Raw genomic sequence first — 12,563 nt, 5'->3', positions numbered from 1 at the left:
TCCTTTTTCCTTGGCACTTCAGACGGGTTCGGGCAGGTCGGTCCGCGCCGCAAAGGGCAGCGGGCGGCCGATGAGCGCGGGTAGGGCCGCCAGTTCCGGCGCGAACAGGTGTTCGAGACGGGCGCGGGTGGCGGGATGCATTGGCGGTATCCGGCTGCGGATGTCGATGCTGTTGGCGTTGAGCGCGGCCCGGACGGGCGGCAGCTTCTTGATGCGGGCCAGTTCCTCCTCCAGCCCGGCGCGGCGGAGCATGGCACCGCCGGAGCGGAGGATACTGCGGACGGTGGCGCTGCGTGGCTGGTCCGACCGGTTGCGGCGCTCCGCCACCACGGCGCGGGCGGGGGGCGGTGCGAGGCCCAGAAACCGGTAGAGGGCGCAGGCCTGCCCTTGTGGATCGCGGGCGGTGTCCTCGGCGAAGGCCACGTGGATACGGTCGGCGGGGAAGGCGGCGAACCAGCGGGAAAGATGGGTGTGGTAGAGACCTTGCTCGACGTAGGCGGGATTGTTGGCGAGGCCATCCTCGAACGGAATTGCGGGGATGTGGCCTTTGGCAATCTCATGCAGGTGGTTGGAGAAGGCGCGGTCGACGGGGCAGCGAAGCAGCACAAGCAGGCGGATGCCGGGTGCGTAGGCGGCGAGACGCTGGGGCGCACGCGGATCGTGGAAATAGGAGGGCGAGATTTCGAACCTATGCGGGGTGGCGGTGGTGAAGTGAGCTTCGTACCAGCGATGGCCGTGATCGAAGCGATAGCTGAAATAGTCGATTTCCTTGGGTTCCGAGGCGGTGATCTGGGGATGGGCCCCGAGGGCCGCGTGGGCCCATGAGGTGGCGCATTTCTGCACGCCGATGCCGATGAGTGTGGGCTTCATGGCGTGGTCTCCGGCATTGGCACACGGGTGCGGCACCAGCGGGCGGTGGCGGCGACGGTGGTGTCGATGCCGAGCTGGGCCTGGGCGCGGTGGGCAAGGGCCGCGGACCAGAGCAGCGCGGCGGCGAGCCACGCGGCGGCAACGCCCCAGAGGCCGAAGAGATGGCCGCCGAGCAGGGTGCCGAGGGCGAGAGTGGCGAGGGTGGCGGCGAGAACGGGCAACACTGTCGTGGGACGGGACGATAGGGTGAGCATGGTGGCCGCCGGCCCGAAGAGCGCGGCGATCAGCGGCTCCAGCGCGAGGGCGAGGAGAAGCGGGGCGAGCGGTGCGAACTCCGGCCCGAACAGGCGCAGGAGATGAGGGGCGGTGACTGCCAGCACGCCGAAGCCGGTGCCGACGGCGGCGAGGCGCAGCAGCGACGCGAGGGCGAGCCAGCGGGCGAGGGCCGGTGCATCGGCGGTGGCAAGGGCGGCGGAGAGGCGTGGCATGAACGCCTGGTTGACGGCGATGGCGGCGAAGCGGAGGAAGGCGGCGATCTTCAGGCAGATGTCCAGCCGGGCAAGGTCCGCCGGTGCAAGGACTGTGGCGGCGAGCACGATGGTGAGCTGGATGGCATATTCGATGTAGAGGACATTGAGGCCGAGGGTGAGGCCGTGGCGGACCCAGGCAGGGGCGTGGGTGGTATCGGGCGCGGCGGTGAGGCGGACGCGGTGGCGGCGCAGGGCGACGGACTGGGTGGTGACGACCACCGCGTTGGCCGCGAGCCAGAGGGCCATCACCTGCCAGAGGTCTGGCGGGCCAAGTGAGGCGGTGAGCAGGGCGAGGCCGGCGAGCATCAGGGCCTGCCGCAGGAAGGTGCGCGGCACGATGCCGGCGAGGACGCGGGAAAAGCCCATCGCCAGCCCTGCGCCGAGGCGGGCAAGGGCGATCAGCGGCACGGCCAGCAAGGCAAGTGTGCCGGCGGCACCGGGGGTGGTGCAGATCCAGACACCGGCGGTGATGCAACAGGCAAGGACAAGGGTAAGACGGCGGGAGAAACGGATGAAGCCGGTGGCCTGTTCCGGCTGGCCGGTGGCCAGCGCCCGGACCATGAAGCGGACGCCGCCAGCCTCGATGTTGGCGGTGCCGGCGAGGCCCAGCAGCATGGTGGCCGCGATCAGGGCTGCAACTTCGCCCGCCAGCGCCGCGCCGCCTGTGCGCGTGAGCAGAAGCAGGAACAGCATGCCGCAGATGGCGCCGCCGAGGCGGGCGGCGACCAGCAGCGCCGGAACGCCGACGAGGGCGCGGGCTTCGGCGGCAACGCTCATGCGGGCAGCGGCCTTGCCCGCCGGGCGAGGGGTGCGGCGGCGCGGAATGCATCGCGGGCGCACTCGTAGAGCATGAGGTCGTGCCGGCAGAGCGCCGTCAGTGTACGGCGCTGTGCGGCGGAAAGGTCCGGCGGTTCGTCGGGTGCGGCATTGGCCGTGCCGATCCGCAGGTCGACGCCGAACTGATCGCGGTAGGCGGTGCGAAAGCCGGGAATATCGTCGAGAAAACCGACGCAGGCGAAGGATTGCAGCCGTCCGAGGGCGAGGGCCAGGGTTTCATCGAGCGTATCGTCGGAAACTTCGGCGAGACCCCCGAGATAGCGCAGGTAGACGCGGGCATGGTTGCGGGCCAGAGGGCCATCAAGATAGGCGTCAAAACTGCCGCGTACCAGCCCGGCGCGGGCGGCCATCCGGTAGTTGGAGACCATCCGCGCCACCGGGTCGCGCAGCAGGGTGACATATTTGTAGGTGTCGCCGAAATGCTCCTGCGCTTTCTGCGACCAGAGCAGGTGGCCGTGGATCAGCCAACTGCCCCAGGCCATGTGCTGGAGCAGCAACTGCTCACGCAGGGCGAAGGTATGGGCGCCGCCGGGCAGATCCTCATGCGCGCGGCGGGGATCGTCCACGCCCTTGTGCCAGATCGCCGCCGCGCGTCGGGTGGACGGAGCGTCGATGACGGCGACGCGGCGATGGATGGGAACGGTGGCATAGAGGGCCTGCGACAGCGACGTGCCGCCGCATTTGGGCATGTGCATGAACAGGCAGGGGTGGCGCGGGGCTGGCAACAGACCGGTGTGGGCGAGGCGGCCGGAACTGACGCGCAGGCGGCGGAGGGTGCGGGCGCCGGGGCTTTCCGTGCCGGTCATGGCGCGGCCTGCGGATGGCGGGAGTTGCGTTTGCGGGGATGGGTGAAAGGGGACGTGCCACCGGAATGCCCGACGGAGCCAATACCATTTACCTGTCTCATCGTGCGGCCCTTGACGCTTGCGTTGGCCACACTCCCTGAACACCGGGTGCGAGATTAGGATGTCACCGGGAACATTTCCAGTTTAATTTGAATGTGAACTGTTTTTTGGGGGGATCGGGGAATGGCAGGGAGTGACGGTGCGAGCCCGTTTGACGGCGAGCAGATGCGGGAGCGGGTTTTCAGCCGGGCCGAGATGAGCGGCGCGCGGTTCGACGGAGTGAACCTGACGGATGCAGCGTTTCATGCAGTGCTGTCGGGGGCGACGTTCACCGATACCTGCCTTTCGGACGCGCGGTTTGACGACGTCAACCTGTCCGCGGTGCAATTGGAGAACGTGAACATGTCCGGCGCGACCATCCGGGATGCCAACATGAGCGGGGTTCGCATCAGCCACGCCAACCTGTCGGGGCTGCGGATAGAGGGCGTGAACCTTTCGGGCGCGGAGATCAGCGCCGCCGACACGACGGGCATGCGCATCGACGGCGTGCTGGTCAGCGAGATGATGACGGCGTGGCGGGCTGCGCAGGGCGCGGGCGGCTGAGCGCCCGCGCAGGTTTCAGGCCAGCGAACTGTCGATGGCGCGGACGGCCGCCTGGGAAATGCGCAGCGTTGCCTGAAGCTGGCTCTGCTGTCCGGCAAAATACAGCATGACGGCGAACTGGACCGTGCCGTAACTGCCGGGTTTGCGGGCGCGGGGCGGCGTGCGGAGCATCAGGGCATTGTTGCCGGTGTAATCCGTGGCCGGATTCAGCTCCATTTCCGGGGTGCCGTTGGGCGCAGGACGCAAGGCGCGGGCAAAGCGGGTGGTGCTGTCCGGCTCCGTCAGCCGCAGCTCCGCCGAGACGCCGCGGCAATTCAGGTGCCCTTCCAGTTCGACCCGGCAGAGCCCCTCGAAATGGCTGCCTGTCGGCAGGGCGCTGGTGTCGGGCAGGGTGATGTTCACCGTTGCCTCCAGCCCGCGGGTGTTGTCGTTGGTGTGGCCGGAGCCGTCACCGTCGACAATGATCTCGATCGCGTCGCCGACTGCTGCCGGCACGGAGGCGACGGTGACAGTGCCCTTGATGTTGCGCGGGTCGGTGCCGTTCCAGCCGGTGATACCGGTGTTGGTGGTGCGCACCGTCCAGCCATCCGGCGCGGTGCCGGTAATGCTGAAATCCTGGTTGGTGGTGGCGTTGCCCATCATCGTCACCGTGCCGCCGATGCCCGCCATCAGCGGGTTGGCGATGAAATTGCCCGGATCGGGCAGGGCCGTGGGCAGGCCCTCGACCTGTGCGGTGGGGAACGCCGTCTCCAGTGCCGCGGCATAGGCCAGCGCCAGCAGGCGGCAGCCGGCGGGGGAGAGGTGGAGGCCATCGTAGGTGAGCGCGTCGATCACGTCATTCGCCTGGCCCCCAAGATCGCGGAAGCTGGCGCGGGGATCGACGACATGGACCTGCCCGGCCAGTGCCGGTTCGGAACCGAGGTCAGCGAGCAGGCGGGCATTGAGTTCATCGACAACGGCGATGCGGCCCGTATCGACGCGAGCACCGGGCCAGGTGGCCGAGCCACGCGGCAGCACCGTCGAGAGAAACACCGGCAGGCCGAGCGCCACGATGCGGGTGCAGATGGCAAGGATGTTGTTGTAGCTCTCGATGGCCGGGAAGGCGGTGACGGCATCGTTGGTTCCGGCCTGGAAGATGACGCCGTGCGGCGGTAGCGCCCCGACCTGCGCGGCCTGCATCCGCGTGGCGAAATCACCGAGGAAATTGCCGCCGGTGCCGTCCTGCGACAACTGGCCGGTGTTGAGGCCGCCGACGGCGAAGTTGAGTTGCCACGGCGTGCGGAAGCGGCCGTCGAGCGCTGCAAGCCATGAGGCGAAGCCCCAGCCGACGCCGCCGACATCTTCCGTATCCGCCGTCGCCCATTTGCCGGAGACGGGGGTGACGAGGCCGCTGTCGAATGAGTTGGGCGAGCCGGTGACATCCTGTGAGCGTTGCGCGAAGCTGTCGCCATAGAGCGCCAGCGTTCGCGGCGGGGTGGCTGCGGGCGGCTGGGGGCCGCCGCCGGAAAGCGAGACTTTCCGGCCCTGCGCAAGCGTATCCCGCGATAATCCGAGACCGATCATCAGCTTACCGTGAAAGCATGGATGCCGGTGGCCGTTGTGCCGTTGTTGCGCACCCGGCGCACGCCAACCGGCAGGATCGAGAGATCGCCGACGGTGACAGAGCGGGTTTCGCCCTTGACGGTGACGATCGAGAGGCTGCCGCCGGTTTCCACATAGAGGGCGAGGGCGACATCTGCGAGATCATTGGTGTTGTGGGGCGTGACCGGCACGAGGTCGGTCGCCGGGCCGTTGAGGGTGGAGGCGCGGTTCTGGAATGGATTGGTCATGAAAGATTCCCAAGGGTCTGCTGCGAAATGACCGGGTGCGGGCGGCTTGCAGGTATCGGCCGAGGCCATATGAGCCTGCAACGGGCGCTCGCGCACGGAGGAGACAGGATAGGAAGGGATTTGTTAACCATGGGTTTGGGCAGCGTGCGCCGGAAAGCGGATCACGCTTTGGCGACGGGCCTTGTCATCGCGGGGCAAAAGCGCAGTATCCGGGGCAGGCAACCGAAAGAGGAATACCGATGCCCCGTCTGACCTACCTGTTGGCGCTGACCCTGAGCCTGCTGGCTGTACCGGTTTTTGCCCATGAATTCTGGCTGGAGCCGGAGCGCTATCAGGTACCTGCCGGTGCTTCGGTGAAGGTGCGGGCGATCAACGGCGAGGATTTCAAGGGCACAGAGTATCCGTACAACGCCCGCACCTACACGCAATCGGGCGTGGTCGTCGGCGGTCAGACGCTGCGGATGCATGGCGAGACGGGCCAGAGGCCGGCGGTGCAGCTTCCGGCGGCGCAGGAGGGCCTGAACGTCGTCTTTCACGCCTCGCCGGTGATGAAGGTCGTCTACGACGACTTCGCGCGCTTCGAGAAATTCCTGAAGGGCAAGAAACTGGAATTCGTGCTGGAGGAGCATCGGGCGAAGGGGTTCCCGACGGACCGGGTGGGCGAATCCTATTACCGGTTCGCCAAGGCGATGGTGGCGGTAGGTGACGGTGCCGGTGCCGACAAGCATGTGGGGATGCCGTTCGAACTGGTGGCGGAGACCAACCCCTATACGGAGAGCGGGCCGGTGCGGTTCCGGCTGCTGTGGCAGGGTCGGCCGGATGCCAATGCCCCGGTGTTCGTGTTTATTCGCCAGAACGGTGCCGTGAAGAAGCTGTGGCTGGAGACAGATGGCGAAGGCCGGGTCGAGGTGCCGCGCGAGGCGGGGGAATACATGGTCAACGCCGTGCGGATCATCGAGGCGACGCCGGCGCTGAAGGAGCAGTTGAACACCGTGTGGACCACCCTGTGGGCGAGCCATGTCTATGGTGTCGAGGGCTGAGGCAGCGCCTCACTCCGCCAGTTTTTCCAGTGAATCGAGTGCCGTTGTCGCGGCAGAGAGCATATTCTCGCCCGCCTGCGCGCCCGTCTCGAAGGTAACGTTTTCCAGTCCGAGCGCGGACACGGCGGCAGCAGCCGCCTCGGATGGCGACTTTTCCCACAGGAAGATGCTGGCGGAAGTCTCCGACAGGATCTGTTCCAGTTCCGCGATATCCTCCGGCCCCGGCTCCTGCCCGGCGCCCCATTCCAGCGAAATGATTTCGAGACCGTAGGCGCGGGCGAAATAGGCGTAACGGGGGTGGGAGGCGACAATCGGTTGCGGCAGACGCGGGGCGATGCTCGCGGCTCTCGCGTCAAGCGCCTCCAGTTCCGCCACCAGCGCATCGGTGCCGAGATCGGCCTCCGGCAGCTTGCGGGCCAGTGCATCGCCGATGGCGCGCGCCTGGCGGGCGGCGAGGGCGAAGTCCAGCCATGTGTGCGGGTCCTGCCCGGTGTGGGCATGTTCGCCTTCCGGCCCGTGGCTGTGGGTGATGGCCCCTTCGGTCTCGATGATTTCCCGCTCCAGCCCGGCCAGCGCCGTGACGGTGCGGGAGCGGGGCAGCGAGGTCTTCGTCGTCCAGGCGGCGTAGCCGGCGCCGTTGAGAAGGATCAGATCACTTTGCTGGATGGCGGAAATGTCGGCGATCGCCGGCTTCCACAGCGCGGGGTCGCTCCCTTCGGGGGCGGGCATGGTGACGGTGACCGCCTCGCCGCCGATGCGTTCCGCGAAGGTTGCCAGCACGTTGTTCACGGCCGTGATCTTCAGCGGCTCCGCCAGTGCGGGCGCGGCCAGCAGGGTAGCGGCGACGGCAAGGACCAGTTTCATTTTCCGGCCTCAATGTCGTCGGGCGTCAGCACCCAGTAATCCTCATGCCCCTCGCCGGTCTTCACCGTGACGATGACGCCCGGGGCGAAGCTGTCGCTGATCGGGATGCGGGTTTCGCCGGAGGGGTCGAGTTCCGCTTCGGCGAGTACCGTCTCGTCTTCCGCAGCGACGGTGACGGAGCCGGTCTGCGCCGGTTTCTGGTTGGAGAACCGGGCCTCGACGATGACTTCGCCACCGGCGGCATATGCGTAGATGACCAGCCGGTGCGCCAGGGTCGGGGTGGCCGCCAGCATCAGGCTGACGATCAGGGCGCTGCGTATCATTGCGCGATCCAGTCCTCGAATTTCACCCAGATGACGGCACCGAGTTCCACAGGCTTGGCGGTATCCTCATGCGGCAGCGAGTAGCTGGCCGTCTTCAGTGCGGCGAACCCCCACCAGCCGGAGACCGGGGCAGCGTAGGAGAAGACGCCGTTGCCGTCTGCCTTGATGGTCTGGGTGATCATCAGTTCGTTCGGGGCCTTGGCGCCCGTCTCGTTGTAATACTCGACCTCGACCTCGGCATAGGGCACGGGTTTGCCGTCGAACTTGACGATGCCCTGGAAGATGTTGCCGGCCCAGAGGCCGAAGGGCTTCGACAGCGGCACGATTTCCGTCTTCAGGCCCAGTTCCGCATCCCAGCCTTCATCATCGTCGAAGGCGGCGATGTAGGTCTTGGTGTAGTGGATGATGTAGCTGTCCTCTGCCGGTTCCCAGTAGGGCTGCGGGGTCATGACGAAGGCGTAGGCACCGGGGCGGGAGAGTTCGTAGCTGGCAGTGTAGCCGGGCGCGCCGAAGAATTCCTCTGCTTGCAGCGTCTCGGTCAGATCTTCTTCGCCCTCGCCGGTGTAGACCTTGAAGCTTTCGGGCATCACCAGTTCCATGCCCAGCGGCTCGAACGGGTGGGAAAAGGCAACGGTGAAGTCGATGCTGCGGCCTTCCTCCTGCGTCACCATGTTGTCGGATGGGATGACCATGCCGAAATGCGCGAACGCGGGGCCCCCTGCCAGAACGAGTGCCGTTGCCAATGTGCGGATCATGTTTCCCTCCCCTACCGTTGCGTGGTGACGAGCCAGACGGCGACGTCATCCATAAGATGAGATGTAACAGCCAAGGTAGCTGCTGCAAGACAAAGTGACGTGACGGCTATGATCAGCGTCTCCGCGCCCAGCAGGCGGGCGATCATCGAGCGCTGACATCCGAGACGGAAAGCGGTTTCAACCTCGCCGGAACGCAGTTTCAGGCTCAGGTAGCCCGCCAGCGCCACGGCGATCAGCGCGGCGGCACCGACGATGACGAAGACGGCATCGAGCACGCGGCCAATACGGAAAATGGTGTCGAGCAGGCCGCGCACCACGGTTTCCGGCACGACGATCTGTGTCGGGTCGCCGGGGTCGAGATAGCGGCCGCGCAGGACGGCAGCGTTGCGGGCGTCGGGCGGAACGGCGATCAGCGAGGAGATCGGGTAATCCTGCGGCGGACCGTGAAAATGGAAACTGTCGATATTGTCTTCGGTGATGCGCGTGAACTGGGTGAGGGCGGAACTGGCGATGACCTCGCCGCCATTCTCGCCCACGGCCATGCCCTGTTCGACCACGTCGTCATGGCCGTGGCCGATGCCTTCGATGACCCAGGCGGTGCTGATGTCGACGAATACCGCATCGTCATCGGCCGTACCGGTGGGAGCGAGGGTGCCAACGACCTTCATTTCCAGCGGATACGTGCCGGCGATGTCGAAGAGGTTCTCCGGGTCCGAGACAAGCAGATCGCCGGGGCCGATGCCGAGGCGACGGGCGGCACTGGCGCCGAGCACTGCCTCGCCCAGCAGGGCCAGCGGGCGACCCTCCGCGATCTGCAGGCTGCGAAAGTCGAAATAGTCGAGGCTGGTGCCGACGACCGGCTGGCCGCCGGCGGTGAAGCGAACGTGCAGGGGAATGGCGATGGCGAGGCCGCCGTCCCAAACCCTGTCCACCGCGGCCATGTTGATCCGCTCCGGCCGGTCGGCGGTGAAGTAGAGGCCGTTCATCATCAGGTCGAGGGCAGAGCCGCGGGCGCCTACCATCAGCGGCGTGGCGGCAGCGCGGGCTGTCAGCTGGCTTTCGGCGGCATCCAGCACCTTGCGGGTGGCCAGCGGCACGAAGACGATGAGCGCCAGCGCCAGCACCAGCACGGCGGAGCGTAGCGCATGATGGCGTATATAGGCGAGGGCGAGGAAGAACGTATCAGTCATCCACCCGTGCTCCGATAGGCGGCGAAGTCGATGACGTGATCGAAACGCGGCAGCAACTCGTGATCATGGGTGACGGCCAGCAGGGTCGCGCCCTCGGCGGCCACCTGCTCGAACAGCAGGTCGAGGATGCGGGCCTTGTTCTCCGGGTCGAGGTTGCCGGTGGCCTCGTCGGCCAGCACCAGCGCCGGGCTGGCGAGGAGCGCGCGGCAGATGGCAACGCGCTGTTGTTCGCCCTGTGACAGGGCGGCGGGTTTGCGGCCGAGCTTGTCGCCCAGCCCGGTGCGTTCGGCCAGCATCCGGGCGCGTTCCCGGACCTCCGCCGTCAGCTTCAGATGGCCGGTGATGCGGTAGGGATAGAGGATGTTCTCGAAGGCCGAGAGATATTCGACCAGCGCGAAGGACTGGAAGACGAAGCCGATCCGGCGGATGCGGAAGGCGCGACGGTCGGCATCGGACAAGGCGGCGATATTCTCACCCTCGACGGAAATGCGCCCTGCCTGCGGTGTCAGGATGCCCGAGACGAGGTTGAGGAGCGTCGTCTTGCCGGTACCGGAGGGGCCAACGATGGCAGTGCGGCTGCCCGGTGCAATCGCAAGCTCCGGTACGTCGAGGCGAAAGCCGCCGCCGGGATGGGCGAAGGCGAGGCCGGAAATTTCGATCATTGGCCGTCTCCGAACAGGTCGAGGCCGTCGAAGAATTCCGGCTCGCTCTCTTCCCGCTGGACGCTGTCGAGGTCGAAGCCGGTAAGTTGCCAACCGTCCGCCGACTCGTCGAGGGTCAGCCCGGCGGCGTATTCGTTCAGGCGGATGTGCTGGTGATCGCCGTGTCCGACGCGGCCCTGGACCTGCCAGACGGCATCGACGAGCAGGCCTTGTGGGGTTCGGGCGCGGGGTGTGACTTCCAGCAGGTGCAACTCCAGGATTTCGGTAGCGGCGCCGCTGGCTTCCTCATGCAGTTGCGCGGCCCGTCGCTGGAGGTAGAGCGGGGTAACGAGATCTTCCGACACGGCGGCGGCGATACCGTCGTAGATGGCAAATTCATCGACCTGGCCGAAGGCCGCGTAAACCTGTTCCAGCAAGCCGGACAACACCGGCTTCATCGCCGCTTCGTCCCAGCGCGGCGGTCCGGCAGGACGGAGCCAGAGCTGGATTGCCGCCAGCACTGCGGCCAGCAGCAGCAGGGCACTGCCCCCTGCGATCAGCAACCTGTTCTGTAGCTTGCGCCTGCTCATGCCTTCTCCCACGGGCGGAGCATAGGAGAAGTTTCAGCGGTGTCGAGCGGATTGCAGTCTTGTGATTTTGCCACCGGGCGCGGCTGGCCTATCCTGCCGCCGAGTGGCGTGCTGGGAGGACGGGCGATGCGGGTAAATGCGGATTTCGGTGAACGGGTGGTCATCCGTCCGGAGGACTATCAGTGGCGTGCCTCGCCGGCGGCGGGCGTGGAGCGGATGATGCTCGACCGGGTGGGCGAAGAGGTGGCGCGGGCGACGACGATCGTGCGGTTCGCGCCTGACAGTTGGTTCGACGCCCACACGCACGGCGGTGGCGAGGAATATCTGGTGCTGGAGGGCGTGTTCTCCGACGAGAGCGGCGACTACCCGGCGGGCACCTACGTGCGCAACCCGATCGGCAGCCGCCACAAGCCGCATACGAAGGAAGGCTGCACGATCTTCGTGAAGCTCTGCCAGTTCGAGGAAGGTGACGACGCCCAGTTCCATGTCGATACCCGCAGTGCCGACTATCAGCCCGGTTCAGCCGAGGGTATCACGGTGCTGCCGTTGCATTCGGTGCCGGGCGAGACGGTACGAATGCTGCATTTCGCGCCGGGTGCGAAGGGCCCGCGTCACGCTCATGAGGGCGGCGAGGAAATCCTGGTGATCGAGGGGGAACTGGCCGACGAGCACGGACGCTATCCCGCCGGCACATGGGTGCGCAATCCGGTAGGTTCTTCCCACCTGGCCTATTCGGATACCGGGTGCCTGATTTACGTGAAATCAGGGCACCTGGCGCAGGTGGCGGCGGACTGAGCCGCCGCCATTTGCGCCACGGCGGTCGGGTTCAGCCGACGAAGGCCTTTTCCAGCACGTAATGGCCGGGCGCGCTGTTGGCGCCTTCCTCGAAGCCCTTGGCCTCGATGATTTCCTTGATGTCCGTGTTCAGCCCCATCGAGCCGCAGATCATCACGCGGTCGTCTGTAGGGTCGAGATCCGGCAGGCCGAGGTGGGCGGCGAGTTTGCCGGATGAGATCCAGTCGGTGATGCGGCCGGTGTTGGCGCTTTCTTCCTGGGTGGTGGTGGGGACGTACTTGACGCGGCCCTTCGCGAATTCGCCGATCAGCGGGTCGCTGTCGAGGCTTTCGATCAGTTGTTTGCCATAGGCGAGATCCGCCACTTCGCGGCAGGTGTGGGTGAGGACGACCTCGTCGAATTTCTCGTAGACTTCCGGGTCGCGCAGCAGGCTGGCGAAGGGGGCGACGCCGGTGCCGGTGGCGATCATGTAGAGACGTTTGCCGGGCAGGAGCGCATCGACCACGAGGGTGCCGACGGGTTTGGGGCGCAGGATCACCTGATCGCCGGGCTGGATGTGCTGAAGCCGCGAGGTCAGCGGGCCGTCCTGCACCTTGATCGAGTAGAATTCGAGGCTGTCGTCCCAGGACGGGCTGGCGATGGAATAGGCGCGCAGCAGCGGTTTGCCGTTGTCGCCCAGCAGGCCGATCATCACGAATTCGCCGGAGCGGAAACGCAAGCTCTGCGGGCGCGACAGGCGGAAGGAGAACAGCCGGTCCGTCCAGTGGTGGATGGTGGTAACGGTCTGGGCGTCGGGCAGTACGGGGGTCTGAACGGTCATGTAGTGTCCTTGGTGCGGGAATGGCAGGTGA

At 66.6% G+C, this 12,563-nt stretch carries 15 protein-coding genes; 3 read left to right on the top strand and 12 right to left on the bottom strand.

The annotated features are described in order from the left end of the window. Window positions 1-18 precede the first annotated feature (18 nt). Genes GO499_RS15125 through GO499_RS15115 form a run of 3 tightly spaced genes read right to left on the bottom strand, consistent with a single transcriptional unit; the run spans window position 19 to window position 3,043 of the window. Window positions 19-870, bottom strand: coding sequence for a sulfotransferase domain-containing protein (locus GO499_RS15125; RefSeq protein ID WP_161862959.1), 852 nt, complete (start codon window positions 868-870; stop codon window positions 19-21). Continuing rightward, window positions 867-2,177 (bottom strand): polysaccharide biosynthesis protein, encoded by a 1,311-nt coding sequence (locus GO499_RS15120; RefSeq protein WP_161862958.1) that lies wholly within the window; start codon window positions 2,175-2,177, stop codon window positions 867-869. The genes GO499_RS15125 and GO499_RS15120 overlap by 4 nt, the downstream gene beginning before the upstream one ends. Beyond that, on the bottom strand, window positions 2,174-3,043 hold the full coding sequence (locus GO499_RS15115) for a sulfotransferase family 2 domain-containing protein (RefSeq protein ID WP_161862957.1): 870 nt from the start codon (window positions 3,041-3,043) through the stop codon (window positions 2,174-2,176). Before GO499_RS15115 ends, GO499_RS15120 begins: the two co-directional genes overlap by 4 nt. A 222-nt stretch (window positions 3,044-3,265) precedes the next feature. Between GO499_RS15115 and GO499_RS15110 the strand changes: the two genes are divergently transcribed. Continuing rightward, the gene (locus tag GO499_RS15110) at window positions 3,266-3,685 is read left to right on the top strand and encodes a pentapeptide repeat-containing protein (RefSeq protein WP_284154767.1); all 420 of its coding nucleotides are present in this window, start codon (window positions 3,266-3,268) and stop codon (window positions 3,683-3,685) included. 15 nt (window positions 3,686-3,700) lie between these two features. Here GO499_RS15110 and GO499_RS15105 read toward each other — a convergent pair whose 3' ends face one another. Further along, the gene (locus GO499_RS15105; RefSeq protein ID WP_161862956.1) at window positions 3,701-5,248 is read right to left on the bottom strand and encodes an SGNH/GDSL hydrolase family protein; all 1,548 of its coding nucleotides are present in this window, start codon (window positions 5,246-5,248) and stop codon (window positions 3,701-3,703) included. Further along, window positions 5,248-5,514: a spike base protein, RCAP_Rcc01079 family gene (locus GO499_RS15100; protein WP_161862955.1), complete on the bottom strand. Its 267-nt coding sequence runs from the start codon at window positions 5,512-5,514 to the stop codon at window positions 5,248-5,250. The genes GO499_RS15105 and GO499_RS15100 overlap by 1 nt, the downstream gene beginning before the upstream one ends. 239 nt (window positions 5,515-5,753) lie before the next feature. On the opposite strand from GO499_RS15100, the gene GO499_RS15095 reads away from it, so the two are divergent. Further along, window positions 5,754-6,554: a DUF4198 domain-containing protein gene (locus tag GO499_RS15095; protein ID WP_161862954.1), complete on the top strand. Its 801-nt coding sequence runs from the start codon at window positions 5,754-5,756 to the stop codon at window positions 6,552-6,554. A gap of 9 nt (window positions 6,555-6,563) precedes the next feature. On the opposite strand, the gene GO499_RS15090 is transcribed toward GO499_RS15095, so the two are convergent. The 6 genes from GO499_RS15090 to GO499_RS15065 are packed head-to-tail and all read right to left on the bottom strand — an operon-like array spanning window position 6,564 to window position 10,917. Continuing rightward, window positions 6,564-7,418, bottom strand: a complete 855-nt coding sequence (locus GO499_RS15090; RefSeq protein ID WP_161862953.1) for a metal ABC transporter substrate-binding protein — start codon at window positions 7,416-7,418, stop codon at window positions 6,564-6,566. Beyond that, window positions 7,415-7,741, bottom strand: a complete 327-nt coding sequence (locus tag GO499_RS15085; RefSeq protein ID WP_161862952.1) for a hypothetical protein — start codon at window positions 7,739-7,741, stop codon at window positions 7,415-7,417. Before GO499_RS15085 ends, GO499_RS15090 begins: the two co-directional genes overlap by 4 nt. Further along, window positions 7,738-8,496, bottom strand: coding sequence for a DUF4198 domain-containing protein (locus GO499_RS15080; RefSeq protein ID WP_161862951.1), 759 nt, complete (start codon window positions 8,494-8,496; stop codon window positions 7,738-7,740). The genes GO499_RS15085 and GO499_RS15080 overlap by 4 nt, the downstream gene beginning before the upstream one ends. A gap of 11 nt (window positions 8,497-8,507) precedes the next feature. Then, entirely contained in the window at window positions 8,508-9,686 is a 1,179-nt protein-coding gene (locus GO499_RS15075) for an ABC transporter permease (RefSeq protein ID WP_161862950.1), read from the bottom strand. Continuing rightward, entirely contained in the window at window positions 9,683-10,348 is a 666-nt protein-coding gene (locus GO499_RS15070; RefSeq protein WP_161862949.1) for an ABC transporter ATP-binding protein, read from the bottom strand. Before GO499_RS15070 ends, GO499_RS15075 begins: the two co-directional genes overlap by 4 nt. Continuing rightward, window positions 10,345-10,917, bottom strand: coding sequence for a hypothetical protein (locus GO499_RS15065; RefSeq protein WP_161862948.1), 573 nt, complete (start codon window positions 10,915-10,917; stop codon window positions 10,345-10,347). The genes GO499_RS15070 and GO499_RS15065 overlap by 4 nt, the downstream gene beginning before the upstream one ends. A 39-nt stretch (window positions 10,918-10,956) precedes the next feature. On the opposite strand from GO499_RS15065, the gene GO499_RS15060 reads away from it, so the two are divergent. Then, the gene (locus tag GO499_RS15060) at window positions 10,957-11,712 is read left to right on the top strand and encodes a cupin domain-containing protein (protein ID WP_348520782.1); all 756 of its coding nucleotides are present in this window, start codon (window positions 10,957-10,959) and stop codon (window positions 11,710-11,712) included. Between the two features lie 31 nt (window positions 11,713-11,743). Here GO499_RS15060 and GO499_RS15055 read toward each other — a convergent pair whose 3' ends face one another. Then, the gene (locus GO499_RS15055; RefSeq protein ID WP_161862947.1) at window positions 11,744-12,532 is read right to left on the bottom strand and encodes a ferredoxin--NADP reductase; all 789 of its coding nucleotides are present in this window, start codon (window positions 12,530-12,532) and stop codon (window positions 11,744-11,746) included. Between the last annotated feature and the right edge of the window lie 31 nt (window positions 12,533-12,563).

It is taken from the genome of Algicella marina (genome assembly GCF_009931615.1).
Lineage (GTDB): Bacteria > Pseudomonadota > Alphaproteobacteria > Rhodobacterales > Rhodobacteraceae > Algicella > Algicella marina.
Note: the sequence above shows the minus strand (reverse complement) of the source record. Positions and strands in the feature narration are given on the sequence as shown.

Bases quoted from the DNA above. Each gene is read 5' to 3' on its own strand.
- GO499_RS15125 (WP_161862959.1), bottom strand. From the start codon at position 870: ATGAAGCCCACACTCATCGGCATCGGCGTGCAGAAATGCGCCACCTCA.
- GO499_RS15120 (WP_161862958.1), bottom strand. From the start codon at position 2,177: ATGAGCGTTGCCGCCGAAGCCCGCGCCCTCGTCGGCGTTCCGGCGCTG.
- GO499_RS15115 (WP_161862957.1), bottom strand. From the start codon at position 3,043: ATGACCGGCACGGAAAGCCCCGGCGCCCGCACCCTCCGCCGCCTGCGC.
- GO499_RS15110 (WP_284154767.1), top strand. From the start codon at position 3,266: ATGGCAGGGAGTGACGGTGCGAGCCCGTTTGACGGCGAGCAGATGCGG.
- GO499_RS15105 (WP_161862956.1), bottom strand. From the start codon at position 5,248: ATGATCGGTCTCGGATTATCGCGGGATACGCTTGCGCAGGGCCGGAAA.
- GO499_RS15100 (WP_161862955.1), bottom strand. From the start codon at position 5,514: ATGACCAATCCATTCCAGAACCGCGCCTCCACCCTCAACGGCCCGGCG.
- GO499_RS15095 (WP_161862954.1), top strand. From the start codon at position 5,754: ATGCCCCGTCTGACCTACCTGTTGGCGCTGACCCTGAGCCTGCTGGCT.
- GO499_RS15090 (WP_161862953.1), bottom strand. From the start codon at position 7,418: ATGAAACTGGTCCTTGCCGTCGCCGCTACCCTGCTGGCCGCGCCCGCA.
- GO499_RS15085 (WP_161862952.1), bottom strand. From the start codon at position 7,741: ATGATACGCAGCGCCCTGATCGTCAGCCTGATGCTGGCGGCCACCCCG.
- GO499_RS15080 (WP_161862951.1), bottom strand. From the start codon at position 8,496: ATGATCCGCACATTGGCAACGGCACTCGTTCTGGCAGGGGGCCCCGCG.
- GO499_RS15075 (WP_161862950.1), bottom strand. From the start codon at position 9,686: ATGACTGATACGTTCTTCCTCGCCCTCGCCTATATACGCCATCATGCG.
- GO499_RS15070 (WP_161862949.1), bottom strand. From the start codon at position 10,348: ATGATCGAAATTTCCGGCCTCGCCTTCGCCCATCCCGGCGGCGGCTTT.
- GO499_RS15065 (WP_161862948.1), bottom strand. From the start codon at position 10,917: ATGAGCAGGCGCAAGCTACAGAACAGGTTGCTGATCGCAGGGGGCAGT.
- GO499_RS15055 (WP_161862947.1), bottom strand. From the start codon at position 12,532: ATGACCGTTCAGACCCCCGTACTGCCCGACGCCCAGACCGTTACCACC.